The organism is Methanoregula sp. UBA64 (assembly GCF_002502735.1).
Classification (GTDB): Archaea; Halobacteriota; Methanomicrobia; order Methanomicrobiales; family Methanospirillaceae; genus Methanoregula.
Window position 1 is genome coordinate 155,550 of the sequence record NZ_DAQC01000001.1, and the last position, 26,234, is coordinate 181,783.

Genomic DNA, 26,234 nt, shown 5'->3' on the forward strand with positions numbered 1-26,234 from the left:
TTCTCAGACGTGAAATTTGAGACAGGTGGTAAAAAAGGGGTGAAACCGGCTGGTGGTCTTTTCATATCGCCCCCGGTACCGGAAAAAAGAAAAATCCGGCTCTGTAGAAATCCTTAATCGGACTCCTCTATTTTTATTGTGAGGATTCCACGGGCGCTCGCTGCCTCATCGGGGCTCGCCCCGTGGCACGGCCGTGCACAAAAACAGCATGAAAATTTTTATTTTGTGAGGGTGTCACCTTCTCAAATGTTGTTTGGTAGAGCGGAAATGATTTCTCCAGAGCAGAAACCCGGGTAAACCCGGTCGGTGGCTTTTTTAGTCCCCGTAAAAAAAAAGATCCGATCCCGGGCTTACTTAAGTTCCCGGTACTTCCGCAGCTCGCGCTCGCGGAGCTCGGCGCGCCGGATTTTGCCGGAATGGGTCTTGGGGAGTTCGGCAACAAACTCGATTGCCCGCGGGTACTTGTACGGCGCCGTGGTCCGTTTCACATAGGATTTGATCTCTTTAACCAGCGCATCGGAAGGCGTGTACTCCTTGTTGAGCACCACGTATGCCTTCACGATCAGGCCGCGGAGCCGGTCCGGTGCCCCGACCACTGCCGCTTCCTGCACGGCCGGGTGCTCGATGAGTGCGCTCTCGACCTCGAACGGCCCGATCCGGTAGCCGGACGATTTGATCACGTCATCGTCACGGCCGATGAACCAGAAGAACCCGTCCTCGTCCCGGTACGCCTTGTCGCCTGTATAATACCAGCCGTTCACAAACGACTTTGCGTTCTCCTCGGGATTGTCCACGTACTCCACGATAAGTCCCGGCGGCGGGGGCGTAACAGAGATCGCGATCCTTCCTTCTTCCCGGATCCCGACCGGCTTCCCGTTCTCATCGTGGAGCTCCACGTTCCAGCCGGGCGAGGGCTTGCCCATCGAGCCGGGCCGGGATTCAAGGCAGGGGAACGATGCAACGCAGCAGCAGGTCTCGCTCTGGCCGTAACCTTCGCGGATGGTAAGTCCTGTTCCCTCCTTCCAGACCCGGATCACTTCCGGGTTGAGCGGTTCGCCGGCGCTCGTGCAGTGGCGCAGCGACGAGAGATCGAAGCGTTTTAGGTCCGCGAGGATCAGCATCCGGTAGATCGTGGGCGGGCAGCAGAACGTGGTGACCTGGTACTTCTCCAGAAGCGGGAGCAGCTCGGTTGCATTGAACTTCCCGTGGAAATTGTACACAAAGAGGCAGGCCCCTTCGATCCACTGGCCAAAGATCTTCCCCCAGCCGCACTTGGCCCAGCCGGTATCGGTGACCGTGAAGTGCAGGTCGTTTGATTTGAGATCCTGCCAGAACCGGGCGGTAACGATCTGGCCGAGCGGGTGGGCGTGGTTGTGGAGCACCATCTTTGGCTCTGCGGCCGTCCCTGACGTGAAATAGATGAGAATCGGGTCGGTACTTTTGGTCCGCTGTTCGTCGGGGATGCTTACCGACTTGTGGGAGACCGGCGCCGGGTAGAGCAGTTCGTACGGCCAGCTTGCCCAGCCGTCGATTTCGCCGTCAACCACGAACCGGGTGGAGAGCGTGGGGCACTCGTTGCAGATCTCATCGATCTTTGACGAGTTTTCCAGATTGGTAATAACCATCTTAAACCCGCCCTTGTTGATGCGGTATTTGATGTCCCTCGGGGTGAGCATGCTCGGGCAGGGGCAGAAGACCGCGCCGAGCTTGATGAGACCCACGACAAAGATCCACCACTCGGGGATCCGGGGCAGCATGATGAGTACCCGATCGCCCTTGTTGATACTGTATTTTAAGAGTACGTTTGCAGCCTGGTTGGAGAGGTTGGCCATGTCAAGGAAGCTGAACTTCTTCTCCTCTCCCTGCTGGCTGGTCCAGATCATCGCGAGCTTGTTGCGGTCCTTTTTTGCCCAGGCATCGACGACATCGTACCCGAAGTTGAAATATTCGGGAACCTCGATCGTAAAATCCGCTTTTGTCCGTTCGTAATCCTCAATATTGTGCTGCTCTTCACCCATAGGATCAGCCGGAGTATTGATCGGTATATCCTTTTAATGTTGTCCGTTTCCCGTGGCGCCCGTCAGAGATCCGGGAACAAACATAAAGATTCTCCATTAGTATTATGATTCGATACACTGCATAGTATAGAGATGGCTGACAAACGGTACGATTCACTGAAGATTGAAAATGTCGTAGCCTCGGGAGTGATCGCCGAGTCTATTGATTTAAATATGGTCTCCAGCAAGATCAAGAGCTGCGAGCTCAACACAAAAAGGTTCCCGGGTGCGGTCTACCGTATCGAGAACCCGAAGATTGCCTCCCTGATCTTTTCCTCAGGGAAGGTAGTGCTGACCGGTATCCGCGACGACAAGGCGTTAAAGGACGGCCTTGCGATCATCATCAAGTCATTAAAGGAAGCCGGTGTCGAGACGCTGGACAAGCCCCGCGTTGCCGTGACAAACATCGTCTGCTCCTACGATATCGGGAAATATATCAATCTCAACAAGGTCGTTGTCACGCTCAACCTGGAAAATATCGAGTACGAGCCCGAGCAGTTCCCGGGCCTTGTATACCGCATCAAGGACCCGAAGATCGTTGCCCTCCTCTTCTCGTCGGGTAAGATCATCCTCACGGGTGGCAAGAACCTGGACGATATCAAGAAGGGGCTCGATTTCCTCGAACAGAAACTCGAAAGCATAATGTAAATTCCGGATGCAGGTATCGTACCAGCATCGCATACTTTTTTGTACATTTTTAAAAAAAGCGGCCGTGAGGACCACCGGTTTGCAGGAAAAGTATCCCGGACCGTCCCGCGTTATGCCCAGTACCGGTGCGTCTGGATGAACGTGCGCTCGGCTTTCAGGATCTCGCGGTAGAATGCATCGCCGTCCGAGAGCGTGGCAAGGATCCGCGAGGCGTTTTCGGGCCCTACGCCCCGGGCGGAAAGCGCGACAACCGCCTTTTTCCCGCTCGAAAGCACGATGTTTGCGTTCCGCAGGAGGCGCTGTTCGAGGGCGCGTTCCTCCCCGGTCTTTTTCTTTTTCCGGATTACGGTATCGTATGCATCCGCCTCGTACGGCTTTAAGGCGGCAATCAATCGGGCCCCGCACTTCGGGCACTGCGGCTGCTCGGGCACCCGGGAGACGACCGTTTTGCTTTTCCAGTCCCGGCAGTTCATGCAGGCAAGGACGACCTCGTCCTGTTCGAGCCGGCGTTTTAAGGTGGCGATCACGGCCTGGTCTGCGGTGGGCGGCGGGATCTGATCGCGCGACGAGAGGATGCCGTCCGCGCCGATGATCGAATGCGGGCCGATGGCAAGCTCGATCTCCTTTGCCTTTACCATCCCCACGATCCCTGCTGCGGCATCGATATCCATGTAGCCGGACAAGAGCTCGCGGTAGGCCTCCTGCTGGACGACCGTGTTGTCGAAATAATCGAGCAGGCGCTGGATGCTGATCTTCTCGTAGTCCGCATCCGGATCGATCGCCCCGAACTTCTTTGCGATCTGCACGAGTTTCCACTTGAAAAGCGCGGTCCGCTTGAGCGCGAGTTTTAAGATGCCCGGCATGTGGGCGGGTTCGAGCGAGAGGAGGAAATCGCGGACATCTGCCGCCCGGACTGCGGAGGGGAGGCGCAGCAGGATCCGGTACGCGTCGAGCTCGATCCCGACCGTTGTCCCGAACCGGGCGGAGATAAGGATCGAGAGCACTCGGCCCAGCGCCTCGTTTGACTTGTGGCCGGCACAGACATTGCAGACAACGCCGTCGTCGATGTTCTCGAAGGTGATGAGCCGGTCGGTCGGGATTTTGCACCGGTTCTTCTCCATCTCCGAGAGGATGTGGGTGGCAAACGCGATGCTCTCCTTTTCCGCAGTATATTTGTCCGTAGTGCGCTCGCGCCGGATCGCGCCGACCTCGCGGGCAACGGCAAAGGGCACCGGGATCTGCTCGCCTTCCCACGAGGGAAGTTCGCCGATCGCTTTTTTCGCCGGTTCGACCGTGAGCCGGCCGTCATCGATGTCGAGCACGCGCCAGAGCTGGCCCTTGGTGATGAAGACCGCGCCGGTGTGCACCCAGCCCACCACGAAAGACTCGTCGAGCGTCCCGACCGTCCGGCGCGAGACCATGTCGAAGATCGGGATCTTGCGCTCGTCGTGGATCATCGAGAGGTTTCCCGAGAGGTAGCGCCGGGCCCGTGCGGTCGTGACGATCCGGCTGCCGTCTATCCGGATCACCCGGTGCTCTTCGAGCTGGGCGCAGACATCGTCAAGGAGCTTCCCGCACTCAAAAAAGAGCGACGAACGTTCCACAATCGTCCGGACACGCGAACGATCGATCTCGCCGTACTCCACGGCAATGGCGGCAACCTGGTTTGCGAGCACATCGGCAGCGTTCGTGTCCGGGACCACCGGTTCGATCTCGTTTGCCTTTGCCCGCCGGGCAATCACGAGCGATTCTAAAAGATCGTCAAAGCCGGTGGCGAGGATCGTGCCCCGCGAGATGGTGTTGAGCTGGTGGCCGGCCCGGCCGACCCGTTGCACCAGCCGCGCTACTTCGCGCGGGGAACCGAACTGGATCACGTGGTCCACCCGGCCGATATCGATCCCGAGCTCCATGGACGAGGTGCAGATGAGGGTCTTTATCTCGCCCTTCTTGAACCGCTCCTCGGCATCGATCCGGATCTCTTTTGAGAGCGAGCCGTGGTGCACTTCCACGTCACCCCGTGAGTAGAGCGCATGGCCCAGAGCCTCGGCGGTCACCCGGGTGTTGACAAAGACGAGCGTAGATCCCTCGTTTTTGAGCAGCCGGTCGAGCGCCTGTACCTGGTGTTTGAAGTTGTCGCCGACAAAGGTGACCGTGATCGCGAGCTGCTTTGCCACCGGCACCTGCACGATCCCGCAGGGCCGGGCCCCGCAGAGGAAGGTGGCGATCGTCTCCGGGTTCCCGACTGTTGCGGAAAGCCCGATGCGCTGGAACTCCCCGGCATATTCCGCAAGGCGTTCGAGCGCAACCGCGAGCTGCGCCCCGCGCTTGCTGGCCGCCATCTCGTGGATCTCGTCCACGATCACGAACTGCACGTGTTCGAGATGTTTCTTAAGACGTTTCCCCATGAAGAGTGCCTGGAGCGTTTCCGGGGTCGTGATGAGGAGGTCCGGCGGCGAGAGCGCCTGTTTCCTGCGCTCGGCCATGGGCGTGTCCCCGTGCCGGACCCCGACCGTGAGGCCAAGCTCGTGGCACCACCACTCCATCCTTGAAAGGATGTCCCGGTTAAGCGAGCGCAAGGGCGTGATGTAGAGCGCCTTGAAACCGCCGCCCGCCGGCATTTTAAGGAGCGCATCGAAGACCGGAAACATCGCGCTCTCGGTCTTGCCGGTGCCGGTCGGGGCGATGAGGACCAGGTTCTTTTTTGCAAGGACAATCGGGATCGCCTGCTCCTGTGCCGGGGAGAGCCGAGTAAATCCCCGTTTTTTGATGCAGGCCCGGACCCGGGGGTCGAGCTGTTCTGCCACCATGGTCAGCGCTCCTCCCCGTCATCTTCATCGTCCAGCAGCAGCCCGAGCGGGCCAAGGTATGTCCCGTCCGCAAGGATCACCTCGGCACCCTCCGGTTTCATGCAGCGCGAGATCGGCGAGAACGGGTCCCGGGCGATCTTTGCCAGATCGTAGCCGGCCAGTTCGTTGAATGCGGGAACGAAAAGGGCCCGGGCCGGGGGGGCATTGTCCCCGGATTGTGCGAGCCCGAGCGCCGCCTCGTTGATGGGTACCCGCAGGTAGGCAGGTGCCTGGAAGGCGCAGCCCACCTCGTCCCGGATACTGACCTGCGGGTGGTGGTGGCCGGTGACGATGAGGTGGCCGGCAAGGGACGGCGACGGGTACGTGTGCCCGTGGAGGTACGCAACGCCGTCGACAACACCCCCCTCCTTGGGCTGGAGTTCCCCCTCTTTTAAAAACCGTTCGATGCCGATGTCGTGGTTTCCCGGGAAGATGATGAAGGGAATGCGCTTTCGGATCGCAGCGAGGATCCCCGGGATCTCCGCCCACTCCTGCCGGGTAAGGGACGGGATGCTGTGCTTGACATCGCCAAGGAGGACGAGCCGGTCCGGGCGGGCAGCGTCGATTGTTTTCTGGAGCCGTTCGAGGCGCTCCGTACTGTGGCTCTTAAAATGCATCCCGTGTGCGGCAAGGTCAGCCTCGATCCCGAAATGGAGGTCGGCGACCACGAGCAGGCGCTCGTCATTCTCGATCAAAAGCGCCGGGCCGTCTTTTACAAACTCCATTCTCATAATGGTTTTACGTACCCTTTCTGGGGCTGGTAACAGTCGTCGTTCTCGACAAGCGTCCGGATCGCGGCGATCACGGCTTCTTTCGTGCAGCCTTGCGCCCCGGCTTCCGCAACAACCTCGTCCACCGATACTCCGCGCGGCCCGCTCTTTTCCTTAACAATTGCCATAATGAGCCCGGAGATATCGGCCGGTGCTTCCTGTGCGGGCGGTGCGGCGCGGACTCCGTCAAGGGCGCCCTCGACCGACCGGGCCATCTCCCGGAGGCGTTCCCGGGTAAGGCAATAGTGACGGATCACGGTCCCAGCCTGTTCGTCCGGGGTCTGTTTCCCGATTGCATCGAGCAGCAGGCCAAGGCGCGAGGTCGTCATGTCGGCCGTGGTTACGATCCAGCGGTCCCGCCCTGCCCGGTCGGTTGCTGCGATATGTTCCGGCCGGATAACCACCTCGCACCCGCCGTTCTTTTTTACGAGCATGGCCGTTCCCGTGACCGCGATAAAGGAAGGGACCGGGAGCGCACGGATCTGTTCTGCCAGGGCCGCTGTTCTCCCGCCGGAGACAAGCGTAAAGGCCCCGGTGGGATCGCCAAGCCGGCAGTACAGCACGTCGGCCGATTCCGTGACCTCGGTGAGCGCTCCGCAGAGGTACACGAGCCGGCACCAGGCCCCGCCCGGGGTCACGACCCGGGCCGGGCTCCCGTTCCCGTCCGGGACCGAGAGCGTCGACTCCATCAATTCGCCGGCAAAGACCCGCGCTGCACCTTCCATGGTTGTGATCAATACTTGCCAAAGAGAGGTATTCAAGGTATAGGCATTGATAATATGCCGATTTTTGAGAAGAAAAAAAAAGGTTACGGGTGTTTGAGCGCCGGGTCGAGTGCCGTTGCATTGGCATAGGCGGCATTGGCCTCTGCGGTCCGGTTGAGTGCGGTAAGGGCGTTACCCTTGTTGTAGTATGCAATGGAACGCAGGGTGGTCAGGTTCCCGGGCGCATTGATCGCAACATCCGCGGCCGCGACGGCCTCGTTGTTTCGGCCGAGCATCACGAGGATCCCTGCACGGTTCGACTGGATTAAGGGGTTAAGGGAACTGACATTATATACAAGGGCCGCATCGGCCTTGTCGAGCGCTTCCTGGTACTTCCCGGCGTTTGCGAGATCAACGCTCTGCGAGTACAGTGCGCCGGCTTTCGTGAACGAATCCGAAGCACCCGCGGGGGCCGCGCCGTTTTTTAAGAACACAAACCCTGCAACCGCAGCGATTGCAATAACGATGACAATACCTATAACGATCAACGTTGTTTTGGAGATGCCCGTCTTTTTCCTGTCGGCATCCCGGCTCTTGTCCGTCTTTTCACTCATGAGTACAAAAAAGGGTGGAAGTGAGGATTAATACTTCCGTCTTGCCAGCAGTGCGACCGCCGCGATCCCGAGGCCGGCAAGGGCGAGCCCGGCCGGCAGCGGGGTAAACGTGGTCTTTACCGGGACGGTTGCCGCGGGCTTCGATACCGTCTGCTGCGGCGATGCGGTCGTGGCAGCTGCGGTATTTGTTCCCTGCGGTGCGGTCAGCGAGGGAAGGACGGTCGGGGACGTGGTAAAGGCATCGGCGATGAACGTTATGGTCTTATCGCCGCTTGTTACCGTTCCGATCGAAGCCGTTCCGCTGTAACTCTCGCTCATGTGGTTGAGGTCCTGGGTGGCGACAAAGGTGTAGGTGCCGGTCTGGTAAACCGTGCTGCTATCCGGATTCAGTGCATTCCGGTCCCATGCCGGCCCGTTTGCCCAGGTATACGTGGGCGTTTTGATAAACGGCGAGCTGTCGAACTTGAGGATCTGGGTGGTGGATGCGCCTACGTTCCCGGTATAGATCTGGGGGATGTTTGCCCCGGTGGGGGATTTCAGTTTCACGGTATAGAACCCGTCGGAGGGATTATAGTTGGGGCGTTTTGCATAATCGAGCGCCATATACAGGTTCGTGTCGATCCGGTAGGTGATATTGGCGGACATCGGGACGGACTGGCCGGTGATATCCTTGTTTGTGTCCACGTCCCAGACAGAGAGCGTATACTGGGGCTGGTACAGGACAAAGACCGGGATATCCGGCTTGGTGTCGTGGGTGTACCAGGTGCCGGTATACCCGGTAAAAACGGCGGGGTCCAGGGTGAACGAAAATTCAGAGCCCGCAGGAATGGTGACCGTTTTTGCCGGGTCGCCGCTCCGGTCCGATCCTTCCGGCCACCAGGCAATCACGGAATGGCCGTTTAATCCTGACGAGATATCGATGTTGCGTTCGCCGATAAAGACCGGCGCCCCGGCGGCGACCTTGGAAAGGCTTGCCGATGCCGGGAGGCCTGCGATAATTACCAGCAGGAGAAACAGGACTGGAACCAGTCGGTTCATTTTCATGGAGAATACTTTCAAAACACTTATGATAAACATTATGACATTCTGGTGGCACCTGCACGTTTTCCCGGTAAGCATACGGCGGGTTTGGGGAAGAGACAAAAGAACAATACTTTCTAATGCATAAACGGATCAGTACTCGGGATCCGGGAGCGATAAAGCATGGACGAGACCCATACCATCTGGATTGAGAAATACCGGCCGGCAAAACTGGCAGATATCGTAGGCCAGGACGAGATCGTCGAACGGCTCTCGTCCTATGTCAAATCCGGCAACCTCCCCCACCTCCTCTTTACCGGAAGCGCCGGCGTGGGTAAGACCACCGCCGCAGTCACGCTCGCCCGGGAATTTTTCGGGCGTTCGTGGCAGATGAACTTCCGGGAACTCAATGCTTCGGACGAACGCGGGATCGATGTCGTGCGTAACCAGATAAAGGAATTCGCCCGCACCCGGCCTGCCGAAGAGGCGGACTTCAAGATACTCTTTTTAGACGAAGCCGATGCGCTCACCACCGATGCGCAGGCCGCGCTCAGGAGGACCATGGAGAGCTATGCCAAGACCTGCCGGTTTATCCTCTCGTGCAATTATTCCTCTAAAATCATCGACCCGATCCAGAGCAGGTGCGCGATCTACCGGTTCCGCCCGCTGGGGGCAGAAGCCGTAAAAACAGAGATCGGACGGATCGCGGCTAAGGAGGGCCTGACCGTGACCCCCGAAGCACTGGACGCGATGGTCTACATTGCGCAGGGCGACATGCGCAAGGCAATAAACGCGCTCCAGGGCGCAGCGATCATGAGCACAAAGATCGAGGCCCCGATGGTCTATGCGATCACGAGTAACGCCCGCCCCGAAGAGATCGCAGAGCTCCTCCGGGTCTCGCTTGCCGGGGATTTCGAAGGAGCCGAATCCCTCCTTTCCCAGCTCCTCCGCGAGCGCGGGATTGCGCCAAACGAGCTCATCAACCAGTGCTACCGGGCGCTCACAAAAATGGAGATGGACCGGGCATTAAAAGTGGAACTGATCGATGCACTGGGCGAGACGGACTTCCGGCTTTCCGAAGGGGCGTCAAGCGAGATCCAGATGGAAGCGCTGATCGCCCGGTTCGTGCTTGCAAGCTCGGGAAAGCGGTGAACCAGGAATGGATCAGGCACCCGAACTGCACGAGGGCGACCGGGCCGAGGACTGGGGAAAGTTCCTCAAAAGCCGGTACAAAAAAGAGCTCGGCGAGCTCTCGCGCCTGTACCCGCACAAGCGCTCCCTTGCTATCGATTACCGCCAGGTGGAGAGGTTTGGCAAGGCCGGTATCACGCTCGCAGACGAGCTTCTGGATAACCCCGGTAAAGTGCTCGAAGATGTCTGGGATGCGATAAAAAACAACCAGCTGGTCCATACAAAAGACGGCAAAGAGCCAAAAGGCATCAATATCCGGTTCACGAACCTCCCGAAAAAGACCGCGATACGGGAGATCCGTTCCGACGATATCAACAAATTCATCTCGGTCGAGGGGATCCTGCGGAAGACAACGGAGGTCCGGCCCCGGATCGTGGAAGCGGTTTTCAAGTGCCCTGCCGGCCACTTCACCAAAAAGACCCAGAAGTACGGGAAGTTCATCGAGCCCGACGGCTGTGCAACGGACGGGTGCACGTTTAAGAAAGTGGAACTGATCCCCAAGCGATCCACGTTTGTCGATTCCCAGAAACTCCGGGTGCAGGAATCACCTGAAGGGTTGCGGGGTGGCGAACAGCCCCAGACGCTCGATATCGATGTGACCGACGACCTCACCGGCATGGTATCCCCGGGCGACCGGGTGGTAATAAACGGGATCCTCCGCTCCATGCAGCGGGTGGTCAAGGGCGAGAAGCACACGGTCTTCGATATCTTCCTGGAATGCAACTCGATCGAGATCGCGGAAAAAGAGTTCGAGGAGGTCGAGATCGACGAAGCAGCAGAGGACGAGATCAAAAAACTCTCCTGCGACCCGATGATCTACCGGATGTGCACCCACTCGATTGCCCCGACTATCTACGGGAACGAGGATGTCAAGGAGGCGATCACCCTCCAGCTCTTTGGCGGGATTGCAAAAGAGATGCCTGACGGCAGCCACCTGCGCGGCGATATCCATGTGCTCCTTATCGGCGACCCGGGTATTGCAAAGAGCCAGCTGCTGCGCTACATCGTGAAGTGCTCGCCGCGTGCGATCTACACGAGCGGCCAGTCCTCGACATCGGCCGGTCTCACGGCAACCGCAGTAAAAGACGAATTCGGGGAAGGGCGCTGGACCCTTGAAGCCGGTGCGCTTGTGCTCGCCGATATGGGTGTCGCCGCAGTCGATGAGATGGACAAGATGCAGAAAGAAGACCGTTCAGCGCTCCACGAGGCAATGGAACAGCAGACCATCAGCGTTGCAAAGGCCGGCATCACGGCAACCCTCAAGTCCCGGTGCGCGCTTCTCGGGGCGGCAAATCCGAAGTACGGGAGGTTCGACATGTACGGCGACATCTCCGACCAGATCAACATGCCCCCGTCCCTGCTCTCGCGGTTCGACCTGATCTTTATCATGACCGACCAGCCCGAGCAGAAACGCGACCTTGCAATTGCCGAGCACATCGTAAAGACCCACGGGGTCGGGGAGCTGATCGCCCAGCACAAGAAGACCCCTATTCCCGGTGTCACACAGGAGTTTATCAACGAGCAGCTCAAGCCGGTCATGCCGGATATCGAACCGTCCCTGTTCCGGAAGTACGTTGCCTACTCCAAGCGCACCTGTTTTCCCATCCTCTCTACTGAAGCAAAGGAAGCGCTCGTGGGTTACTATCTCAAGCTCAGGGGGATAGCCGAGCCAAACAAGCCGGTCCCGGTCACGGCCCGGCAGCTCGAAGCGCTTGTCCGGCTTGCGGAGGCGAGCGCCCGGATCCGGCTCTCGGACAAGATCGAGGCATCCGATGCCGAGCGGGTGATCCATATCGTGGACGCGTGCCTGCGCCAGATAGCCTACGATGCAAAGACCGGGAACTTCGATATCGACAAGGTGGCGACCGGTATCTCGAAAGAGAAACGGGATCTCGTCCGGTTCATCAAGGACGCAATCCGCGATATCGGCGGCGAAGGCCGGCGCGCTGCCATCGAACAGGTGATCGAGTCGGTAACGGCCAAGGGCTTTGCGCGCGACAAGGTGCGCGAGGGCATCGACATGCTGCTCCGGCACGGCGAGGCCATGGAGCCAAAGCAGGGAATTATCCAGTTGATCTCAGGGTGAACGAAGATGGAACCGGCACGGGGAAATGAAAAAATGAGCGATCGCGAACAGGCAATATTCGAGGCCGGGATCAAACTCGGGGCGCTCTACCACCAGTGGGTGGGAACGCCTATCTCGCAGGAATCTGCGGCAAGCGTGGAATCGGCCATTGAAAAAGCCGTGATCCTCCAGCCCTTTGTCGAGGAGATCACGGTAAGGCTGGACCGGTCCCTAATGAAAAAGAATGTATTCGGGTACAGCGAACTCTCCGGACTAATGTTTGATGTGGAGATCGTGACCCGGGTGGGTTTTTCTTACTGCCGGGCCGTTCTTTCCCCGGAAACGGGGTACCCGTTAATGAAAATCGCTGAGTGCCATGAGATCGCGCCTTTTTCCGATCACTGACGATCATATCCACTTCGATCCGGTAAACGGGCGGGGAGTGGAGGCGGCAAAGGATTTCCTGCACGCGGGCGGGACGCATATGTTCCTTGTCTCGAAACCGTCGTGGTCCTTCGGGATAGAGCCTGTCTGCGGAAACGATTACCGGAAGGCCTTTGACGAGACGCTCCGCGTCGCCGAGTCCATCCGCGAGACGGGTCTTGTGGTCTTTCCCATCCTCGGCGTCCACCCGGCCGAGATCACCCGGCTCTCGGAACGGATGCCCTTATCGGATGCCGCACGGGTGATGAAAGAGGGGCTCGACTGCGCCGCGGAGTACGTGATGGACGGCAGGGCGGTTGCACTCAAGAGCGGGCGGCCCCACTACGAGGTTTCTCCGGAGATATTTGCGGCATCAAACGAGGTCCTTGTCCATGCGCTCGAACTTGCCGCCGGGTGCCGGTGCGCCCTCCAGATCCATGCGGAGAGCGGGCCGTGCGACGATGTGGTGGCGATGGCAGAGTCCGTCGGGATGAACCCGGGCCGGGTCGTCAAACACTACGGGTCACCGGACACCCCGCTCCACCCGTCGCTCGTTGCCCGGCACGAATCCGTGCCGCTCATGGCAAAGGAGCGCCGGCCGTTTACCATGGAGAGCGATTTCATGGACGAGAATTCCCGGCCCGGCGCGGTCACGGGCCCGAAGTCCGTTCCCCGGATCACAAAGAAACTTTTCGAGGCCGGCGAGATCACGGACGAGGACTGTTACCGGATCCACGGCGATACCGTGGAGAAAGTCTACGGCGTGAAGATCTCGCTGTAACGGTCCGTTTTTTTCATCCCGCTTCCCATCTTTTATCTGGTGCCCCGCACAAGAGAGTAGGTAATGTACTTAAAAATCCACCGGTCGCCGGGAGCCGGCGACGTGGTCGCGGTCTGCGACCGCGAACTGCTCAATACCACGATAAAGCACGGGGAGCTCTCGGTTATGGTATCCGAAGGATTCTACGGCTCAACCCCCGCAGACGAGGCTGCCGTGACAGAAGCCCTGCGGGCCGGGGGCAATATCAACCTCATGGGGGAGCGTGCCGTTTCCATTGCAATAAAACTGGGGCTTATTACCCGGGCCGACTGCATCATGATCGGCGAGATCCCGCACGCCCAGATCTACTCGTTATGACATCAATTACGGACCGGTTCTGCCCGAAATGCGGCAGGCCATCGGAATCGGACGGGCTCTGCAACAGCTGCCGGGTGGCAGAGACGCCCTGGGCGGTCTGCGATGCCCGGATGATAAGCACCCACTGCCCGGGCTGCGGGGCGACAAAGCAGGTAAACACCTGGACGGACACGAATCTTGAAAAAGAGGAGCTCGCTCCCGATCTTGCACGAAAGGCCGTGCATTTCCACGACGATGTCAAAAAAAGGGCCATCGGTGTCGAGATCCGGGATATCAGCCCCAACCGCTCCCGGGCCCGGCTGACGATCACCGGCACGCTCTACGGCCAGGCCGTGGAAAAGACCTGTCTGGTGGACCTTGTCTGGCACAAGGAGCAGTGCGACCGCTGCAACCGGATCACCGGCAGCTACTACGAGGGGATCGTGCAGGTCCGGGCAGAGGAACGGACCTTAAGCCCGTTCGAGATGCAGACCGCAGCAGCGATTGCAACCCAGATCGAGGACTCGCTCCAGGCCGGCGGCGAGCGCCTCTCGTTTATCTCGGACATGACCGAGAACAAGGACGGCCTCGATATCACGCTCGGCTCCCAGCACATCGGCATTATGATCGTGCAGGGGATCACGGCGCAGCTGGGCGGGCGGTACACCACCCACCCGAAACTGGTCGGCGAAAAGAACGGGCGCCAGCTCTTCCGGATCACCTATCTTGTCCGGCTCCCGAAATACCGGCGCCACGATGTGGTAAAAGTCCGGCGCGGGTACGTCGAGGTCGAGCAGGTGGACCAGCGGAACGTCCGGGTCTTCGATCTCTCTGAAGGCAGGAGCCGGGCGATAAAGGAAGAGGAGATCCAAAAGAAGATCGGCAATGCCCGGGACGCGGAAACGGCGCTCGTCGCGTATATCTCCGGGGGAATGATGGGCATCCTCGACCCGCTGACCGGGGAGACCAAGGAGTGCCAGAACAAGGCCTGGCAGGGAATAAGCGCCGGCGAGAACGTCCGCGTGCTCCGCGACGGCGACGCGCTCGTGGTCGTTCGATAACTCCCCGGGAGCAAACGGGATGCGGGTCCGTGCCATAAAAAAAGCGGCCCTTTACGCCGTGCGGGACGAGGAATGGGTGGACCCGGACCGGCGGCCATACGTTAAGGGAGATACCGCGTGGGTGCCCGTGCGCGAGGGTTTTTCTTTCGAACGCGAGATCCCGGACCGGCACCGGTACGGGGGCCCGGGGTATTTCATGCTCGGCGATGTCGCGGTCGTCCACGGCCCCCGGCCGAATCCCGGTGCGGTAGACGAGATCGTGGGGTTCCGCCACCCGCGCGGGGTGGTCTGGATCGAGGCGCTCGCGGATGTAACCCGGACCCCTAGGACCGAGATCCTGTGGGGAGAATGCGGGGAGGTCTGTCACCGCGAGAGCGGGTACACCTATTACCTCGACCCGCAGAAAGTCATGTTCTCGCAGGGGAACCGGGAAGAGAAGATGAGGATGGCCCGGCTCGTATCGGAAAAAAACGAGCGGGTTGCCGACATGTTTGCCGGTATCGGCTACTTCACGGTCCCGGTGGCAGGAAGCGGCGCCGTTGTCCATGCAATGGAGATCAATCCTGTTGCGTTCGGGTACCTGAAACGAAATATTGCCGCAAACAACCTTGGGGATCGGGTGGAGGCGTCCTGCGGGGACTGCCGGAACCTCCTTACCGGTGAATACGACCGGGTGGTGATGGGACATTTCGATGCCGTGGAGATGCTCCCGTCCGTCTTCTCCCATGTCCGCGCGGGCAGCGTCCTCCATGTCCACAGCATCGGGGAACAGTCGGCAAAGATCGGGGAAGCCCTGAGAGGCGCAGGTTTTTCTTTTAGCATCCAGGTACATAAGGTTAAGAAATACCGCCCGCACGCATGGCATGTCGTGCAGGACGTGACGCTCGCATGACAGTCCAGACCCTTGCAAAAAAAGAGATCGTGATCGGTGTTACGGGGAGCATCGCGGCGGTGGAGACCGTAAAACTTGTCCATGCGCTCCGGAGGAAAGGCGCCACGGTCCGGCCGGTCATGAGCGCGGCGGCGCAGGGGATCGTCCACCCCGATGCGCTCACGTACGCGAGCGGGAACGAGACCATCACCCGGCTCTCGGGCCTCGTGGAGCACGTGACCCTCTGCGGCGACGGGGGGAGCGCCGCGCTCCTTCTTGTTGCCCCCTGCACGGCAAACACGATAGGAAAGATAGCCTGCGGGATCGACGATACCCCGGTCACGACCTGCGCGACAACGGCGCTTGGGAGCGGGATTCCGGTGATCGTTGTCCCGGCCATGCACCACAGCATGTATCGCCACCCGGCGGTTATCAAAAATATCAAAACCCTCAAATCGTGGGGGGTGGAGGTTGCCGAACCCCGGATCGAAGAGGAGAAGGCAAAGATCGCCACGACCGACGAGATCGTCCTCATGTGCGAGCGGGCGGTCATGGGTAAACCCCTTGCGGGAAAGCGGGTGCTTATTACAAGCGGCCCCTGCCGGGAACCGGTGGACGATGTGCGGGTGCTTACTACACGGTCGGGCGGGCAGATGGGGCAGGAGATCGCGCTCGAAGCGTACCGGCTCGGTGCCGATGTTACCATTATCCACAACGGGAAGATCCCCCTCGTGGAAAATATCGGGATCGAGACCGCTGCCGATATGTCCCGGGCGGTAAGCGCGTACCTGAAGAAAGCGGCCCCTGACGTTTACATCAGCGCGGCGGCCGTTTCTGATTTTGCCCCAAAAAAGATCGCCGGGAAGATCCCGAGCGGGAGACCGGCCACCATCGATCTCTCCCCGCTCCCGAAACTCCTCGACAGCGTCCTCAGGCACAAGGAGACCCGGGTGATCGCCTTTAAGATCGGGAGAAAACCCCTCCCCGAGGCACAGGCCCTGATCGGCCGCGGGGCATGGATGGTGATGACCAATACGCCCGAGAGCATGGGCACGCCCGACGGCTCCTACCGGATCGTGACCGCGAAAGATAAGGCCGGAAAACCGGTGGCCGGGACAAAAGAGGAGATCGCGTCCGCACTCTGGCAGGAGCTCCTTGCCGGTTTTGGTACCCCGAAAAAACCACGCAAACACAATTCCTAATAGACCCGGAGGGCATACAGTACTAAACAGGTACCTTGTCCGATGATACCGGCATCCGTTACGGCATTCTGCCCCGGCCATATATCGGGTTATTTCAGGAGAGTGGACGGGAGGGATCCGGCCACCACCGGGAGCATCGGCGCCGGCATTGTCATCAGCGAGGGCGTGACCTCGACCGTCCGTAAGGCCGGCACTTCCTCGGTCATTGTCCGTATGCAGTCCGCGGACGGGTCAGCGGTCGAGGTTTCTAGGAGTTCCCCGCCGCTCGCCTCCGCACTCGACCGGCTCGGGGCCACGGTCTCTGTGGAAACACTCTGCCGGCTTCCCATCAGCGCCGGCTTCGGGCTTTCGGCAGCGGCACTGCTCTCCACGCTCACCGCCACCGACCGGCTGCTCGGTCTCGGGCTTGCCGCTGACGAGATCGCGGAGATCGCCCATGAAACCGAGGTGAAGTTTAAGACCGGTCTTGGTGACGTCGCCGCCTGCCAGGGCGGCGGCCGGGTGGTCCGGACCGGCCCCGGCATCCACGGCACCATCCGCCGCAGCTTCGATCTTGCCGGGCCGCTCTCTGCGGTCTGTTTCGGGCCGATCCATACGCCCGATGTCCTCGGGTCGCCCGCGCAGATGGCGCAGGTGGCAGGAGCGTTTCCGGCGCGGGAGCCGGAGACGGCAGCAGAATTTTTTGCCTGCTGCCGGGAATTTTCCAAAAAGAGCGGGCTTGAGACGGCATCGGTGAAAGCCGTGCTTGCCGCGTGCGACCAAAAAAAAATCCCGGCAGCCATGACAATGCTCGGCGACGGTGTCTTTGCGTACGGGGCCGGGGCCGCCGGGGTACTCCGGCCGTTTGGCACGGTGTACGGGATGCAGATGGCAGCGTCCGGGACCCGGATTCTTGAGGTGAAAGAATGATCCCAAAAGACCACCCCCGCTACCAATCGCTTGTCACCCGCGAGCACCTTGCCGAGTGCGCCCGCGCCGGGATCGTATCCCTCGAAGGGCTCACCTCCCACGGGCGGGGCGAGGCCTTCGATTACCTCCTCGGGGAAAAGACCAGCGCCAGTGCCCTTCGTGCGGAAAAGACCGCGGCAGCCCTGCTCCGTCTGGCAAAACACCCGGTGCTTTCCGTGAACGGCAATACCGCGGCGCTTGCAGCACACGAGATTGCCCTTCTCCAGAAGGCGAGCGGGGCGCTCGTGGAGGTGAACCTCTTCCACCGGACCCCGGAGCGGGTACAGCAGATCGAGGCCGTCCTCCGCAAAGCCGGGGCCGCGGTCTTCTCGGGAGAAGCCGAGCGCCTGCTCCCGCTCTCCCACGACCGGGCCTTCTGCCGGCGCGAGGGGATGTATGCAGCCGATGTCGTGCTCGTCCCGCTCGAAGACGGCGACCGGTGCGAAGTCCTTGTCGGGATGGGAAAGAAAGTGATTGCGGTTGACTTGAATCCGCTCTCGCGCACGGCAAAGACCGCGACCCTGACCATCGTGGACGAGGTGACCCGGGCCCTTCCCCGGATCGCCGAAGCCTGCACCGCGCTCTCGGACGATGAATGCCGGAGTCTTGTTGCGGGGCTGGACAACCGGGGCTTTTTAGCGGAGGCAAAAGACGAAATGGCACGGAGGCTGCATGCTCTGGACTGAAAAGCACCGCCCGGCAGTGCTTGCCGAGATAAAGGGCCAGGACCGGATTGTTGCGATCCTCTCGTCCTGTGCCTCCGCAAAGACCCTCCCGCACCTGATGCTCACCGGCCCGCACGGCACCGGCAAGAGTGCCGCGATCCGCTGCTTTGCCCGCGAGCTGTACGGCGAGAACTACGAGACCAACACCACGATCTTCCAGACCTCCGATCTTTTCTCGCAGGGGAAAAAACTGCTCGAAGAGGACGAGCGGTACGCGCACCTGTACCAGAAAGGCCAGAGCCTCATTGTGAACTTCAAGCACATCCTCAAGTGGTACGCCTCGATCCGCCCGCTCGACGCGGACTTCAAGCTGATGGTCTTTGAGGACGCGCACGCCCTCACGCGCGATGCACAGCAGGGCCTGCGCCGGATCATGGAGCGGTACAGCGGCACCTGCCGGTTTGTCTTTACCACAACAAACCCGAGCGCCATAATCCCGGCCATCTCGTCCCGGTGCCTGCCGCTCTTCTTTGCGCCGATCCCCGCCGATCTCATGATCGGGCACTTGCGGGAGATCGCAGGGCAGGAACAGGCCGGGACCAGAGTGTCCTGCACGGAAGACGACCTCGAACTGATCGCCGCGGCAGCAAAAGGAGACCTGCGCCGGGCAATCCTGATGCTTCAGGTTGCAAGCGAGACCGGCTCGTGCAGCAATCTTGCCGCACTCTCGCAGTCGGAGACCGCGACCGTTGCATCTTCTGCCCTGCGCCTGATCCAGTCGGGCGATGTCCAAAGCGGCATCCGCCAGCTCGAATCGCTGATGATCGATTACGGGCTTTCGGGCCGCGAGGTGCTCGCCGAGATCCGCGAAGCCGCCCACCGGGACTACAACCACCCGGCCCTTGCCCGGGCGCTGGCGGCTGCCGACGCACGCCTCGGGCACGCGAACAGCGAGTATATCCAGATCGATGCGTTTGCCACGGGGATCCGGGAGATCTTCTCATGAGCCAGGTAAAAGTCGAGAAGATCCGGCAGCACTACGATGCAATCGCCGGCATCTACGACACCCATTACGACCACCCGCGGGGCCGGTGCTACCACACCCATATCAGCACGCACGTGATGGAAGCCCTCCCCCGGGGCGGCAGGCTCCTCGATATCGGCTGCGGGACCGGCCTTTTTATCGGGAAATATTTACAGAACGGGGGAAGTGCGGTCGGGATCGATATCAGCCGCAACATGATAAAAAAAGCCCGGATGCGGTGCCCGGGCTCGCCCTTTACGCTCGGGACCGGGGAGGGCCTGCCGTTCAGGGACGACTCGTTTGACGCGGTCTCAAGCCTTCTCGTCTTTACCTACCTCAGGGATCCTGCCGCCATGCTCGACGAGGCGTACCGGGTCCTGAAACCCGGGGGATCGATCTCGATCTGCACGCTCGGGAAAAAACTGCTCACTTCGGGGATCCCGGCCATCTACCAGATAAGCGAGAAGATCCGGGTCAGCCACGTGGTCATGAAGGATTTCGGGGAACGGTATTACGACGGGGACGAGATGTACCGAATGTTTGTCGAGGCCGGCTTTTGCAATATCTCGGTGAGCTGGCGCTCGTTTGCCCACATCGACATGATCGACCCGCTCTTCTCCCTTGCGCAACGGATGGAGCCGTTCATCGAGCGCCGGTTCCCGCAGCTTGCCTACAATATCTGCGTGGATGCGCAAAAACCCGGGAACTGAGTCCCGTTCCCCGGCATCTCCTGCGGGGATCCTCCCCAACCTTTATCAGTCACACGGCAGAATTACATAAGGAGTTTTCACATATGGGTAAGACAGGTACAACCCTCTGGTCACAGGTCAAGGGCGTTAAGGGGCAGATCCGGCTCGTCCCGAAAAAAGAAGGCGAGCGCAAGAGCCCGGGACCCAACCAGCGGTTCAAGTCAAGCATCAATTTACGCAAAGTCGACCAGGCAGCAGCTGAGGAACAGCAGCACGGACGCGGCGGCAGGCGCGGCGGATCTGGCGGACGCGGTGGGCGTGGCGGCAGGCGCGGCGGCGACCGGTCCGGTGGCTCGGGCATGAACGAGTCTACGGCAAGCCCGCTCATCCGCCGGCGCATGCGCCGGGCAAAAGTCTCTGCCCTCGGGGCAAAGGCAAAATCCTCGAAATAATTTTACCGTATAAAAAAAATTAGTGCCTGATCCGTGATCAGTGGATTCATTTCAGGAGGGGCATACCCCTGCCCCCCAGGCATTTTTTTAATAATCTTATCGCGTCCTCCGGGGGCTGTTTTATAGGAAGCACGCCAAAATCATAATTATCATCTACCCGGGGCGACTATCGTGAGTATGGATCTTCCAACCGCAGTAAAATCCTACCAGTTCGGCGAACGGGCAAAGTCGGAACTTATCATCGTTTCCCAGCTCTGCCTGGCACTGACCGGTTTTGCCGATACCCAGAAGAGCGGCGGCAAAAAGATGCTCCTCCTCCTCATGGAACAGGTCAGGGCCGAGATCCTCTTTGCAGCCCACAGCACCGGGGATAAGGAGTTCGAGCGGGCGGCAGCTTCCCTCAACGAGGCGATCTCGCTCGTGGAGAGCGAGCAGCCGGAAAAGGCCGCAGAAAAACTTGCCCTGGCCATCAGTGCATCGACTACCCCGGCGCAGCTCGCATGGCAGGAACTCTCGGACCATGGACTACTCTGAATTTTCCGGTTTCCTTCTGGGCCGCTGCTCGGTCCGGGAGTTCGACCCGGAACCGCTCGCCGATGAAGACATAACCTCTGTGGTAGCCGCAGCCCAGCTGGCGCCGAGCGCCGGCAATCTCGAAGCCTGGGATGTGGTCGTGGTGACCGACGAGGACGCCCGGCAGGCCATGTCCGATGCAGCATTCGGGCAGGCCCATGTGGCAGAAGCGCCGGCGCTCTTTGTGGTCTGCGCAAATTACATCCGCTCGATGTCGCAGTACGGGGAACGCGGGATCCTGTATGCCGTCGAGGACGCGACCATTGCCTGCACGTACATGATGCTTGCCGCCCGGGCCCGGGGGCTCTCGTCCTGCTGGACCGGGGCATTCGAAGAGGACGAGGTCCGGGAATATCTCGGACTTCCCGCCCATATCCGGCCCTTAGCGATCCTTGCTGTCGGAAAAAGCAGCGCCCCGGTGCGGCGGGCGGAGCACATGGATATCGAAAACCACCTCCATTATAATACGTGGTAGGGAATACGGGGAGAGAAAAAAGGGGAGATCATAAATGCCGGACTACCTGGTAACACTGGAATCTGCATGGTACATCAAGGAAGCAAAGTCGCTTGACGATGCGATCGGTATTGCAATCAGCGAAGCGGGCAAGCGCCTCAACCCCTCGGCAAAGTTTGTCGAGGTCGAAGCGGGGATGCTCGAATGCCCGTTCTGCGAACAGCCGCTCTCAAGCGCAATTGTGGTCGCGGACACGGCACTCGTCGGCCTGATACTCGAGATGAGGGTGTTTCGGGCCGAATCAAAGGAGCACGCGGGCCGGATTGCAAAATCCGTGATAGGAAAGGCTCTCCACGAGGTGCCGCTCAAACTTATGGACGTGGAAGAGATATGATCCATATCGTCGGGCACACCGCGGTCGACCATATCTCCCGCGTGGCCCATCTCCCCAAAGAGAACCAGTCAACCCATATCACCGAACGCCGGATCCTGTTCGGCGGCGGGGCGGCAAACATTGCTGCCGGGATTGCGGTCCTTGGGGAGGACGTCACCCTCCATTCCTGCGTTGGCGACGATTTTGCCGGCAGCGAGTACGAGAAATGGATGGAGACGCTCGGCATTAGCCGGCAGTTTTTTACCGTGCCCGGCACGCACACGCCGACCGCGTTCATGTTCACGGACGATGCCGGCGACCAGATGACGTTTTTCGAGTGGGGCGCATCAAAGGCCTTTGCAACCTCCGAGGCCCCGGCGCTTCCCCTTGTCCACATGGCAACGGCCGATCCCGAGTTCAACTGCCGGGTGGCGGAAAAGAGCGAGTTTGTCTCCTTTGACCCGGGCCAGGACGTATTCTGGTATACAAAAGAGCAGCTCGAATCCATTCTCTCGAACTCCGATATCCTCTTTGCAAACAAGCACGAGGTGCAGAAGATGTGCGAGACGCTGGGCACGACAAAAGAAGCGCTCATAAAAATGGTGGGAATGGCGATCTTTACCATGAGCGGCGACGGGAGCACGCTGTACGCGGGCGGGAGCGAACACGTGATCCCGGCGATCCCGGTTACCCTTGCCGACCCGACCGGGGCCGGCGATTCGTACCGGGCCGGGTTCCTCTCCGCGTACGTGCGGGGGTATTCTCCCCTTGCCTGCTGCCGGGTGGGAACGGTCACTGCCTCCTATGTGGTCGAACACACCGGCTGCCAGACGCATCTTCCCACCTGGGATCAGATGCTCGAACGGTACAGCCGCCACTTTGGCACGCTGGAACAACCGGCGCCGCGGGGGTAGGATCATGCGTTTTGCAGCAGGTACAGGACCGGGCAGGATCCCCGGGATCGCAGGGCGTGGCGTGTCGATGAAGTACGGCAGGAGGTATGCCTGATGGCAATGGCAGGGGATGTCAAACTCGGGCAGCTGACAAAGTATCTCTTCAGCGCCCCGTCGTGGCCGGTCTCCCTCCTCATCATGATCGTCCTTGGCCTGGTCATCGACGGCGCTATCGCCCGGGTCTGGGTCCAGCTCCCGTTCTCGGGAACCCTTGCCTTTACCATCCCGGCAATCGCGGCATTCGTGCTCACCAAGCCCATCATCGATTTTTCCGGCAAGACGATGACGTGGAACCGGTCGGCGCTCCTTGCGCTCTCCTGCACGGTCTTTGGCGTCATCATCACGTTCGCCTCGCTCGCGGGCGGGATCCGGTACCTTCCGCTCTTTTACGGGATCTCGCTCGGGTTTGTCTTTGGCCTGCGCCTCTTTGTCCTTGTTGCCATCTCCGATTACCGCGTGCCCCGGATGATCCTGCCGGCCGTGACGCAGAGCGGTGTCGGCGTTATTGCCGGGTGGTTCCTCTTCTCCCCGGGCTGGGTGGCATTTGCCCTCATCCTCCACGTGGTCTTTGGCCTCGGGTTTGCTATCCTTGTCTGGCTGATCGAGCGCCCGCTCTACCGTGCGTTCCGCATCCGCGGGCTCGCGTTCGTGAACGCGTTCGTGGCAAACATGACCGACGGCTCGAAAAAGGAGATGGAGGACTTTTTCCGGGACATCGGCGAGGAGATCTACGTGCCGCAGGTCTGCCTCTTTTTCAGGCGGGCTGCAAAAAAGCCGGTCCTCTTTACCGTCCCGAACCTCCACCCCGGGCCCATGGGCGAGATCGGGGGCGGCAACCTCCCGAAGCTCATCCACGACCGGATGACAAAAGAGGAGACCCTCGTCCCCCACGGCTGCGCCTCGCACGACTTCAACCTGGTCTCGGAGAACGAGATCGACAAGGTGATTGCGGCTATCGAAGCCTCAAAGAAGGACTGCGCCTACGATCCCGGTGCAACGCCCTCGCGGAGCATAACCTGCGGGACGGTAAAGATCCTGTACCAGCGGTTTGGGAATTCCATTCTGATGATCTCGACCCGGTCGCCGGAGATGACCGAAGATCTCGATTACTCCATCGGCCTTGCGATCATGGCAGAAGGCCACCGCTGGTTCCCGCACGTGGCATTTGTCGATGCGCATAACTGCATGACCGATCTCTCGTCTGCCGTGCTCCCGGCAACGCTGACTGCGACCGAGTACCAGAAAGGGGCGGCGGGCGCCATGGAATCGTGCAGCAACGCCCCCCTTGCACCGTTTAAGGTCGGGTATGCCCGCAGGCACCTGCCCTATTCCCGGGACGAGGGATTCGGGGATCTCGGCGTGCAGGTGATGGTGGTGGAGACGGCCGGGCAGAAGACCGCATATGTCCTCTTTGACGGGAACAATATGGCAGGCGGTGTCCGCGAGGCCCTGTGCGAAAAGATCCGCACGCTTGTCGATGCCACCGAAGTGATGACAACCGATACCCACGTGGTCAACACGATCACCGGCAAGAACCCGGTCGGGCTGACCATCCCGGCAGAAACCTTCCTCCCGCTCGTGATGGACACTGTCCGCGAGGCTATTGCCGATCTGGGCGATGCCGAGTGTGCGGCAACAACGGCGCAGTGCGAGCACGTGGTGGTCTTTGGCTCCAACCGGATCTCGCAGCTCGCGAGCACGGTAAACGCGATGCTCATCTTTGTGGCGCCGCTCTCGCTTGCCATGCTGCTTCTGGCATTCCTGCTTTCGCTTGCGGCATACGTGGTGCTGGTGTAGACCTGTTCATGTCTTACCCAAGGGGAACGGTCTCACCGCTTTTTCTTTTTTCTTTCCCTGATCCGGTGGACGATCCGGTTGTGCCGGGAAATTTATGGAAAATCCTGCAGGCAATGGTTCGAAGACCGGATTGCATTTATAGTATCACCTGAAAGGATGATATGGTGAGAACCATGAAGATCAGCGCACGAAACATGCTCAAAGGCACGGTAAAATCGATCACCCCGGGAGCCGTCAACTCCGAGATCGTTATCGAACTTCCCGGCGGCCAGCTCATCACCTCGATCATCACGAAGAAGTCCGTGGAATCGCTCGGGCTTGCACCCGGCAAGGTGGCATACGCTGTCATCAAGTCGAGCGAAGTCATGGTTGCAGTAGACTAATCTCTTTTTTATTTCCGGGATCTGTCCGGATGCTTTGTGATATTTCCGCTGAATGCCGGATCCGTCCGTCTCCTTGATCCGGGCACCTCCCCGGAGCCGGGGGATTTTTTGGCAACCGGGTCATTTCTGCGTGTGCCGGTTTTTTACCCTGCGGGACAACGACAATTTTTATGAGGGGCCGGCAGAGTGACTAAGGAATACCAGGCTTCGTTTTTCCCGGTGGTTTCCCATGAAGCATACGATACAGCGCATCCTTCTTGCAGCCGTGTTCCTTGCGGTATGCATTCCCGTTGTCCCGGCATGGAATGTGGAGAGTTACACGATGAATCCCTCCGGCCCGCTGCCGCAGAATGCCCCGGTGACGGTTACGTTCAGCGTGGACTTCCCGGCAGAAGCTTCCGAACCGACCTTTCCTGCAGCAGGCGACCTGGTCATGACCACCGGTCTTGCAAAGCCCGCATGGTCGTACACGATCACAACGGGCGATGGCGGGTCGTCCACGACACCTGCGTACTACAACCAGACCCTTGACTTAAGCGGCCTTTTGTTATCCTACAAAGGGCATGGCAGCGAGGCACTGAGCGTTACGCTGAAGGGAACGGCTCCCGCAGTGCCGGCGCCTGCAAATATAACGGTCCTCGATCTCCACGAAATTGACAAAAACGGGAAGGCCGTTACGAGCACGCAGGTAACCCGGACTGCTGCGGTCTCGGACGCGGTCTGGACAACGGCCACGCCGCAGCTGGCAACCCCGGCACAGACTGAGCAGCAGGCCGGCTTGTGGGACCGGATTGTGGGGATGTTCAAAGGACTGTTCGGGATGCCGGCCTGATCTTTTTTTATCCGACGGCACCGATTGTTTTTTTATCGTCCGTATCCGGCCGGAATGTACCTTTAGGGAGCGCCGGGGGATACTTATCGCGGAGTTTTCAGGAGCAGGTCCATGCGCTCGATAAATTTTTTAGCGTCTGATATGGCCTGCCTGACCTCTTCCGAAGTAGGGCGGGCATCCAGGCTGTACTGATCGTCCTGCCGTAATCCCCGCATGTGATCGAACTGTAGTACCCATTCGTCTTCCAGCAGTCCCGCGTCCCGGCAGGCTTCGAGATATACGCCAATGCAGTAATGGCTTTTCTCCCGGATCCCGTCACGGATGAGAATTGCCCGGGCCGCGTGGAAATATCCCATGTATGCAGCCATGAGGGCAGAACGCACCGCGCCGGCATCGCAGTCAAAGCCGGCTTCGGTTATCCACTCGCGGGCCTGTTCAAGGGACTGCATTGCCTTCCCGCCTGAAGGTGTAACCTTTCGCAGGAGTCCTCGCTCGTAACATT

At 60.0% G+C, this 26,234-nt stretch carries 28 protein-coding genes; 21 read left to right on the plus strand and 7 right to left on the minus strand.

What is annotated here, in order from left to right:
• Window positions 1–350: 350 nt before the first annotated feature.
• Window positions 351–2,018 (minus strand): AMP-binding protein, encoded by a 1,668-nt coding sequence (locus BP758_RS00720; RefSeq protein ID WP_292367729.1) that lies wholly within the window; start codon window positions 2,016–2,018, stop codon window positions 351–353.
• A gap of 132 nt (window positions 2,019–2,150) precedes the next feature.
• On the opposite strand from BP758_RS00720, the gene BP758_RS00725 reads away from it, so the two are divergent.
• Window positions 2,151–2,705: a TATA-box-binding protein gene (locus tag BP758_RS00725; protein ID WP_292367731.1), complete on the plus strand. Its 555-nt coding sequence runs from the start codon at window positions 2,151–2,153 to the stop codon at window positions 2,703–2,705.
• A 110-nt stretch (window positions 2,706–2,815) separates the two neighbouring features.
• Here the strand turns inward: BP758_RS00725 and BP758_RS00730 are convergent, their stop codons facing one another.
• The 5 genes from BP758_RS00730 to BP758_RS00750 form a co-directional block, all read right to left on the minus strand.
• On the minus strand, window positions 2,816–5,512 hold the full coding sequence (locus tag BP758_RS00730; RefSeq protein ID WP_292367733.1) for a DEAD/DEAH box helicase: 2,697 nt from the start codon (window positions 5,510–5,512) through the stop codon (window positions 2,816–2,818).
• 2 nt (window positions 5,513–5,514) lie between these two features.
• Window positions 5,515–6,282: a metallophosphoesterase gene (locus tag BP758_RS00735; RefSeq protein ID WP_292367735.1), complete on the minus strand. Its 768-nt coding sequence runs from the start codon at window positions 6,280–6,282 to the stop codon at window positions 5,515–5,517.
• The gene (locus BP758_RS00740; RefSeq protein WP_292367737.1) at window positions 6,279–7,058 is read right to left on the minus strand and encodes a hypothetical protein; all 780 of its coding nucleotides are present in this window, start codon (window positions 7,056–7,058) and stop codon (window positions 6,279–6,281) included. Before BP758_RS00740 ends, BP758_RS00735 begins: the two co-directional genes overlap by 4 nt.
• Before the next feature lie 71 nt (window positions 7,059–7,129).
• The gene (locus BP758_RS00745) at window positions 7,130–7,639 is read right to left on the minus strand and encodes a hypothetical protein (RefSeq protein WP_292367739.1); all 510 of its coding nucleotides are present in this window, start codon (window positions 7,637–7,639) and stop codon (window positions 7,130–7,132) included.
• Between the two features lie 27 nt (window positions 7,640–7,666).
• On the minus strand, window positions 7,667–8,683 hold the full coding sequence (locus tag BP758_RS00750) for a DUF3821 domain-containing protein (RefSeq protein ID WP_292367741.1): 1,017 nt from the start codon (window positions 8,681–8,683) through the stop codon (window positions 7,667–7,669).
• A gap of 159 nt (window positions 8,684–8,842) precedes the next feature.
• On the opposite strand from BP758_RS00750, the gene BP758_RS00755 reads away from it, so the two are divergent.
• The 20 genes from BP758_RS00755 to BP758_RS00850 all read left to right on the plus strand — a co-directional run bounded on the left by BP758_RS00755 (window position 8,843) and on the right by BP758_RS00850 (window position 25,732).
• Window positions 8,843–9,811, plus strand: coding sequence for a replication factor C small subunit (locus BP758_RS00755; RefSeq protein ID WP_292367743.1), 969 nt, complete (start codon window positions 8,843–8,845; stop codon window positions 9,809–9,811).
• A 7-nt stretch (window positions 9,812–9,818) separates the two neighbouring features.
• On the plus strand, window positions 9,819–11,936 hold the full coding sequence (locus BP758_RS00760) for a minichromosome maintenance protein MCM (protein ID WP_292367745.1): 2,118 nt from the start codon (window positions 9,819–9,821) through the stop codon (window positions 11,934–11,936).
• A 33-nt stretch (window positions 11,937–11,969) separates the two neighbouring features.
• Entirely contained in the window at window positions 11,970–12,320 is a 351-nt protein-coding gene (locus BP758_RS00765) for a dihydroneopterin aldolase family protein (RefSeq protein ID WP_292367747.1), read from the plus strand.
• Window positions 12,292–13,119, plus strand: coding sequence for a TatD family hydrolase (locus tag BP758_RS00770; protein WP_292367749.1), 828 nt, complete (start codon window positions 12,292–12,294; stop codon window positions 13,117–13,119). The genes BP758_RS00765 and BP758_RS00770 overlap by 29 nt, the downstream gene beginning before the upstream one ends.
• Window positions 13,120–13,182: 63 nt before the next feature.
• On the plus strand, window positions 13,183–13,476 hold the full coding sequence (locus tag BP758_RS00775; protein WP_292367751.1) for a DUF424 domain-containing protein: 294 nt from the start codon (window positions 13,183–13,185) through the stop codon (window positions 13,474–13,476).
• On the plus strand, window positions 13,473–14,516 hold the full coding sequence (locus BP758_RS00780; protein WP_292367752.1) for a 60S ribosomal export protein NMD3: 1,044 nt from the start codon (window positions 13,473–13,475) through the stop codon (window positions 14,514–14,516). The genes BP758_RS00775 and BP758_RS00780 overlap by 4 nt, the downstream gene beginning before the upstream one ends.
• A gap of 19 nt (window positions 14,517–14,535) precedes the next feature.
• Window positions 14,536–15,408: a class I SAM-dependent methyltransferase gene (locus tag BP758_RS00785; protein WP_292367754.1), complete on the plus strand. Its 873-nt coding sequence runs from the start codon at window positions 14,536–14,538 to the stop codon at window positions 15,406–15,408.
• Window positions 15,405–16,589 carry a bifunctional phosphopantothenoylcysteine decarboxylase/phosphopantothenate--cysteine ligase CoaBC gene (gene coaBC, locus BP758_RS00790; RefSeq protein WP_292367756.1) on the plus strand — a complete coding sequence of 395 codons (1,185 nt, stop codon included), beginning with the start codon at window positions 15,405–15,407 and terminating at the stop codon, window positions 16,587–16,589. Before BP758_RS00785 ends, coaBC begins: the two co-directional genes overlap by 4 nt.
• Before the next feature lie 42 nt (window positions 16,590–16,631).
• The gene (locus BP758_RS00795) at window positions 16,632–17,498 is read left to right on the plus strand and encodes a pantoate kinase (RefSeq protein WP_292367758.1); all 867 of its coding nucleotides are present in this window, start codon (window positions 16,632–16,634) and stop codon (window positions 17,496–17,498) included.
• Entirely contained in the window at window positions 17,495–18,223 is a 729-nt protein-coding gene (locus BP758_RS00800; protein WP_292367760.1) for a 4-phosphopantoate--beta-alanine ligase, read from the plus strand. The genes BP758_RS00795 and BP758_RS00800 overlap by 4 nt, the downstream gene beginning before the upstream one ends.
• Window positions 18,210–19,208, plus strand: a complete 999-nt coding sequence (locus tag BP758_RS00805) for an AAA family ATPase (RefSeq protein WP_292367762.1) — start codon at window positions 18,210–18,212, stop codon at window positions 19,206–19,208. Before BP758_RS00800 ends, BP758_RS00805 begins: the two co-directional genes overlap by 14 nt.
• Entirely contained in the window at window positions 19,205–19,936 is a 732-nt protein-coding gene (locus BP758_RS00810; RefSeq protein ID WP_292367764.1) for a class I SAM-dependent methyltransferase, read from the plus strand. The genes BP758_RS00805 and BP758_RS00810 overlap by 4 nt, the downstream gene beginning before the upstream one ends.
• Before the next feature lie 83 nt (window positions 19,937–20,019).
• Entirely contained in the window at window positions 20,020–20,367 is a 348-nt protein-coding gene (locus BP758_RS00815) for a DUF5350 domain-containing protein (protein WP_292367766.1), read from the plus strand.
• A 177-nt stretch (window positions 20,368–20,544) separates the two neighbouring features.
• Window positions 20,545–20,901 carry a hypothetical protein gene (locus BP758_RS00820; RefSeq protein ID WP_292367768.1) on the plus strand — a complete coding sequence of 119 codons (357 nt, stop codon included), beginning with the start codon at window positions 20,545–20,547 and terminating at the stop codon, window positions 20,899–20,901.
• Window positions 20,888–21,415, plus strand: coding sequence for a nitroreductase family protein (locus tag BP758_RS00825; protein WP_292367770.1), 528 nt, complete (start codon window positions 20,888–20,890; stop codon window positions 21,413–21,415). Before BP758_RS00820 ends, BP758_RS00825 begins: the two co-directional genes overlap by 14 nt.
• A 34-nt stretch (window positions 21,416–21,449) precedes the next feature.
• Window positions 21,450–21,788, plus strand: coding sequence for a DUF555 domain-containing protein (locus BP758_RS00830; protein WP_292367772.1), 339 nt, complete (start codon window positions 21,450–21,452; stop codon window positions 21,786–21,788).
• Window positions 21,785–22,681, plus strand: a complete 897-nt coding sequence (locus tag BP758_RS00835) for a carbohydrate kinase family protein (protein WP_292367773.1) — start codon at window positions 21,785–21,787, stop codon at window positions 22,679–22,681. The genes BP758_RS00830 and BP758_RS00835 overlap by 4 nt, the downstream gene beginning before the upstream one ends.
• A 93-nt stretch (window positions 22,682–22,774) precedes the next feature.
• Window positions 22,775–24,517: a DUF2070 family protein gene (locus BP758_RS00840; protein WP_292367775.1), complete on the plus strand. Its 1,743-nt coding sequence runs from the start codon at window positions 22,775–22,777 to the stop codon at window positions 24,515–24,517.
• Between the two features lie 173 nt (window positions 24,518–24,690).
• Window positions 24,691–24,900 carry a TOBE domain-containing protein gene (locus tag BP758_RS00845; RefSeq protein ID WP_292367777.1) on the plus strand — a complete coding sequence of 70 codons (210 nt, stop codon included), beginning with the start codon at window positions 24,691–24,693 and terminating at the stop codon, window positions 24,898–24,900.
• Between the two features lie 229 nt (window positions 24,901–25,129).
• Window positions 25,130–25,732, plus strand: a complete 603-nt coding sequence (locus BP758_RS00850; RefSeq protein ID WP_292367780.1) for a hypothetical protein — start codon at window positions 25,130–25,132, stop codon at window positions 25,730–25,732.
• An 83-nt stretch (window positions 25,733–25,815) separates the two neighbouring features.
• Here the strand turns inward: BP758_RS00850 and BP758_RS00855 are convergent, their stop codons facing one another.
• Entirely contained in the window at window positions 25,816–26,181 is a 366-nt protein-coding gene (locus BP758_RS00855) for a HEPN domain-containing protein (protein ID WP_292367782.1), read from the minus strand.
• Window positions 26,182–26,234: the final 53 nt, after the last annotated feature.

Bases quoted from the DNA above. Each gene is read 5' to 3' on its own strand.
- BP758_RS00835 (WP_292367773.1), top strand. From the start codon at position 21,785: ATGATCCATATCGTCGGGCACACCGCGGTCGACCATATCTCCCGCGTG.
- BP758_RS00850 (WP_292367780.1), top strand. From the start codon at position 25,130: ATGAAGCATACGATACAGCGCATCCTTCTTGCAGCCGTGTTCCTTGCG.
- BP758_RS00805 (WP_292367762.1), top strand. From the start codon at position 18,210: ATGCTCTGGACTGAAAAGCACCGCCCGGCAGTGCTTGCCGAGATAAAG.
- BP758_RS00770 (WP_292367749.1), top strand. From the start codon at position 12,292: ATGAGATCGCGCCTTTTTCCGATCACTGACGATCATATCCACTTCGAT.
- BP758_RS00855 (WP_292367782.1), bottom strand. From the start codon at position 26,181: ATGCAGTCCCTTGAACAGGCCCGCGAGTGGATAACCGAAGCCGGCTTT.
- BP758_RS00735 (WP_292367735.1), bottom strand. From the start codon at position 6,282: ATGAGAATGGAGTTTGTAAAAGACGGCCCGGCGCTTTTGATCGAGAAT.
- BP758_RS00760 (WP_292367745.1), top strand. From the start codon at position 9,819: ATGGATCAGGCACCCGAACTGCACGAGGGCGACCGGGCCGAGGACTGG.
- BP758_RS00755 (WP_292367743.1), top strand. From the start codon at position 8,843: ATGGACGAGACCCATACCATCTGGATTGAGAAATACCGGCCGGCAAAA.
- BP758_RS00820 (WP_292367768.1), top strand. From the start codon at position 20,545: ATGGATCTTCCAACCGCAGTAAAATCCTACCAGTTCGGCGAACGGGCA.
- BP758_RS00825 (WP_292367770.1), top strand. From the start codon at position 20,888: ATGGACTACTCTGAATTTTCCGGTTTCCTTCTGGGCCGCTGCTCGGTC.
- BP758_RS00780 (WP_292367752.1), top strand. From the start codon at position 13,473: ATGACATCAATTACGGACCGGTTCTGCCCGAAATGCGGCAGGCCATCG.
- BP758_RS00795 (WP_292367758.1), top strand. From the start codon at position 16,632: ATGATACCGGCATCCGTTACGGCATTCTGCCCCGGCCATATATCGGGT.
- BP758_RS00730 (WP_292367733.1), bottom strand. From the start codon at position 5,512: ATGGTGGCAGAACAGCTCGACCCCCGGGTCCGGGCCTGCATCAAAAAA.
- BP758_RS00845 (WP_292367777.1), top strand. From the start codon at position 24,691: ATGAAGATCAGCGCACGAAACATGCTCAAAGGCACGGTAAAATCGATC.
- BP758_RS00800 (WP_292367760.1), top strand. From the start codon at position 17,495: ATGATCCCAAAAGACCACCCCCGCTACCAATCGCTTGTCACCCGCGAG.
- BP758_RS00830 (WP_292367772.1), top strand. From the start codon at position 21,450: ATGCCGGACTACCTGGTAACACTGGAATCTGCATGGTACATCAAGGAA.
- BP758_RS00750 (WP_292367741.1), bottom strand. From the start codon at position 8,683: ATGAAAATGAACCGACTGGTTCCAGTCCTGTTTCTCCTGCTGGTAATT.
- BP758_RS00720 (WP_292367729.1), bottom strand. From the start codon at position 2,018: ATGGGTGAAGAGCAGCACAATATTGAGGATTACGAACGGACAAAAGCG.
- BP758_RS00775 (WP_292367751.1), top strand. From the start codon at position 13,183: ATGTACTTAAAAATCCACCGGTCGCCGGGAGCCGGCGACGTGGTCGCG.
- coaBC (WP_292367756.1), top strand. From the start codon at position 15,405: ATGACAGTCCAGACCCTTGCAAAAAAAGAGATCGTGATCGGTGTTACG.
- BP758_RS00785 (WP_292367754.1), top strand. From the start codon at position 14,536: ATGCGGGTCCGTGCCATAAAAAAAGCGGCCCTTTACGCCGTGCGGGAC.
- BP758_RS00745 (WP_292367739.1), bottom strand. From the start codon at position 7,639: ATGAGTGAAAAGACGGACAAGAGCCGGGATGCCGACAGGAAAAAGACG.
- BP758_RS00815 (WP_292367766.1), top strand. From the start codon at position 20,020: ATGGGTAAGACAGGTACAACCCTCTGGTCACAGGTCAAGGGCGTTAAG.
- BP758_RS00725 (WP_292367731.1), top strand. From the start codon at position 2,151: ATGGCTGACAAACGGTACGATTCACTGAAGATTGAAAATGTCGTAGCC.
- BP758_RS00810 (WP_292367764.1), top strand. From the start codon at position 19,205: ATGAGCCAGGTAAAAGTCGAGAAGATCCGGCAGCACTACGATGCAATC.
- BP758_RS00840 (WP_292367775.1), top strand. From the start codon at position 22,775: ATGGCAATGGCAGGGGATGTCAAACTCGGGCAGCTGACAAAGTATCTC.
- BP758_RS00765 (WP_292367747.1), top strand. From the start codon at position 11,970: ATGAGCGATCGCGAACAGGCAATATTCGAGGCCGGGATCAAACTCGGG.